Annotated in this window: 3 protein-coding genes and 1 pseudogene; 2 read left to right on the forward strand and 2 right to left on the reverse strand. The window is 46.5% G+C overall.

The window, feature by feature from the left end; all coding sequences use genetic code 11:
- Window positions 1-209: 209 nt before the first annotated feature.
- The gene (locus PX481_RS19395) at window positions 210-602 is read left to right on the forward strand and encodes a hypothetical protein (RefSeq protein ID WP_288095525.1); all 393 of its coding nucleotides are present in this window, start codon (window positions 210-212) and stop codon (window positions 600-602) included.
- A gap of 367 nt (window positions 603-969) precedes the next feature.
- On the opposite strand, the gene PX481_RS19400 is transcribed toward PX481_RS19395, so the two are convergent.
- Together PX481_RS19400 and PX481_RS19405 are read right to left on the reverse strand one after the other, a co-directional pair.
- Entirely contained in the window at window positions 970-1365 is a 396-nt protein-coding gene (locus PX481_RS19400; protein WP_002758946.1) for a hypothetical protein, read from the reverse strand.
- A gap of 474 nt (window positions 1366-1839) precedes the next feature.
- Window positions 1840-3135, reverse strand: a pseudogene (locus PX481_RS19405) (HAD-IC family P-type ATPase); the annotation flags it as partial.
- A 90-nt stretch (window positions 3136-3225) separates the two neighbouring features.
- Between PX481_RS19405 and PX481_RS19410 the strand changes: the two are divergent.
- Window positions 3226-3325: helix-turn-helix domain-containing protein (locus PX481_RS19410; RefSeq protein WP_287711526.1), on the forward strand; the 100-nt coding region annotated here is incomplete at its 3' end.

Consider the following 3325-nt stretch of genomic DNA (forward strand, 5'->3'; position numbering starts at 1 on the left):
GCCAAGCTTTTCTGGTCGGAACCCCCTAAGCCGAGTTTTCAAGGTGCTGCGCCGTCCACTTGGTTTTCGAGACTGGCCTTTTAATTCTAACGTAAAGCCAACCTAGAACGGCGGGGTTTCAGACCCAAAATTTCCGATGAGAAAGTTATCCGCAATCAATAAAGTATCGAATCGGGGCAAGAAAAATTCAACTAAGAGGAGTTTAACTGATGACAGCCGCCACTGAAAAAGATTTAAAAAGATTGGAGGATTTAATTATCGGCATTGCCAACGGACAAAAAGCGATCGAAAACCGACTAACCACCATGGAAAACCGACTAACCACCATAGAAAACGGACAGAAGAATTTAGAGTTAGGGCAGTCGGAAATTAAAGGCGATATCCGAACCCTAGACGCGAAGATAGAGGGTTTAAGCAATCGAGTTAAAGTTATAGAGAACGCGGCGGGGAAAACCACCGATCTCGCCGAAAAAGTCGGGGAACTGAAAAACTGGAAACAGATCGGAGTAGTGGTGATCACCGCTTCGCTCAGTTCGATCCTCAGTGGTGTTACGGGTGGGGTAATCGGTTGGCTAATCCGAGCGGCGAAAGTTAATCCCTAATGGCGTTGCCGAATCAAGAATATGAATGCTGATTTTGCACCCGTCCACCAGAACGTAGGTTGGGTTGAAGCATGAAACCCAACGCCCGCATAGTTTACGCTACCGCTAACCCATCCTACACATAATTCTGCCTCCCTACTTATGAATGCTAGTTTTGCACCCGTCCACCAGTCAACCTAGTTCTAGGTTTTAAAAATTGCCCAAGAAGACAGGCAATAATTATCGCCAAAATACTCTAGGGAGTAACCTAAATAACCAACCCTAAAAAGACTCTCTGCTAAACTTGAGTCAGTAGATGCACCCTGATGAAAAAGGAGAGTCAAAGAAAGCTCTCCTTTTTTTTTTGAGAAAGCAATCCGGGGGGGATTTAGCCGCGGTTAGCAGGTAGCTTCGCTTTGCGCGCCATGTCTTTGAAACCATTCAAACTTGGACCAGGGCGACGGCGAGACAGACTAGGAGTAATCAAGTATTTTGTCGCAAATTCCACTTCTTGTGGCTCTACTTTACCGTTAGTGGGGGCTACGGGGGCCGGTGCGCTCACAGGAGCGGCGGGAGTTTCTTTTGCTTGCTTTTCTTTCTTAACAGAAGTTTTTTTCGCTTTTTTCTCGGCTACGGGGGCGGCAGCAGACTCCACAGCAGGGGCAGGCGCTTCCACAACAGGCGCGGCTGCTGCCGTGGTTGCTGTCGCTTTTTGTTCACCATCGGTTTCTTTTAGTTCTAGGTAAAAGTCAGATTTTTTGCCACCAAAGAGATTTTTTAACATCGGGGATCACTCCGAGAGTTGGGAAAATGTAAAAGACTAGGTATTTTAAAATTTATCATTGACCGGGATCAGGCAGCAAACAAGATTATTCTCTTGACGATTTGCCTCTTTCATCTATTTTTCTTTGGATAATCGCTACCAGACAAAGTGTTTTAAAACAAGTTAAATTTACAAAAATTTACAAAAATCTAGAACGAGAAACCCCGACGTAAACAAGGGCAAAAACTACTAGAGACGTTGCTGATAACGTCTCTAGATTATTTAGGGTTTGCTGAATAAATCTAAAAACCTTGTTGGATAAGGTTTTTAGACTTTTTTTCCCTCAAAAAGTGCCGACCATTGGAGTGATTGGGGGGAAAATTCCGGGACTTTTTCCCTGAAAATTAGGTAATTGACCAGGTGAAAATCGGTAAAACCCTACACCCTACACCCTACACCCTGTCCCCACGAAGAACTTTTTGCCGCAAACCCTAGTTATTTCCCGTGACAATGAGGAGGATCGATAACATTGGCAAAAATTGCCCAAAGTACCATGAGCGGCATCGGCAACAAACAGATTAGCCATTGATGACCGGTTAGGGTCGCCGTTGCAAACAGACTGTTCATCACCCCCCATTGGCTAAACAAAATTTGTAGGGCAACAGCAGCCACAATCCCCAAAATTAGGATCGGTGCATTAGTAATCGAGGTTGACTGACGACGCAGGTAGTCCACTAGGCTCATCCCTAATTGACTGATACTGAGCAGATAGATAACCCGTGCTGCCACAAGGGATTGAATTGCCATTGTGCGGGCAACGGCAATATCTCCTGTGGTCGATTTAGCCCACTCAAACATACCAAAAATCAGAATCCAGTTAAACAATGAAACAGCCAAAATTCGGCGCAATAGTTTTTTGGTGATCAAAGGTTCATTGGGATTGCGTGGTGGTGACTGCATAATGCTGGGGGATTTTGCTTCAAAGGCCAGGGGAACAGTCATCGTGACCGAGTTGATCATGTTCAACCAGAGTACTTGTAGGGAGAGGATCGGTAAATCTCGTGCCAGTAAAGTACTGATCAGAATCGTCATCGATTCGCCACCATTGACAGGTAAGAGAAAGGAGATTGCTTTGCGTAAGTTTTGATAAACGGTGCGTCCTTCTTCGACAGCGGCCTTGATCGAGGCAAAGTTATCATCAGTGAGGAGCATATCAGCAGATTCCCGGGCGACTTCCGTTCCTCCTTTCCCCATGGCAATGCCGATATCGGCCTGCTTGAGAGCCGGCGCATCATTAACACCATCGCCCGTCATCGCCACGATTTCTCCTTGGGACTGGAGTACTTCCACCAGTTGCAGTTTTTGGGTAGGGGCAACCCTGGCAAATACCGATCCATCGACCACCGCTTGGGCCAGTTGATGATTATCCATTTGCGCTAATTGTTTTCCCTCAAATGCTAAGACTTGTGCTGCCGTTTTAATGCCCATCCGTTCCGCGATCGCCCGCGCCGTGACAAGATGATCACCAGTAATCATCTTGACGCGAATCCCAGCACTTTGACAGGCATGAACGGCAGCGATCGCCTCTGGACGAGGCGGGTCAATCATGCCCTGTAATCCTAGAAACACCAAGCCTGTTTCGATATCCTCATGGTCGATAGAATGCTGATGGGTCGCGGCTGCTTTTTTGGCGAAGGCAAGCACCCGTAAACCCTGCTCTGCCATCGTTTCTACCGCTTGCTCGATCTGTTGGGCGTTCAGCACGGTCATCTGACCATAGCGATCGATCATCGAAAATTTGGGTCTGAAACCCCGTCGTTCTACGACGGCTTTACTGTTAAATATTAGCACATTTACGAAATATATGCTAAAATGTGAGGTATGGAAAAAGCCTATTCGTTTCGATTTTACCCAACACCCGAACAAGAGTCGCTATTGCGGCGCACTTTGGGCTGTGTAAGATTGGTTTACAATAAGGCAC

This window comes from Microcystis sp. M53603_WE2 (genome assembly GCF_030065435.1).

Bases quoted from the DNA above. Each gene is read 5' to 3' on its own strand.
- PX481_RS19395 (WP_288095525.1), top strand. From the start codon at position 210: ATGACAGCCGCCACTGAAAAAGATTTAAAAAGATTGGAGGATTTAATT.
- PX481_RS19400 (WP_002758946.1), bottom strand. From the start codon at position 1,365: ATGTTAAAAAATCTCTTTGGTGGCAAAAAATCTGACTTTTACCTAGAA.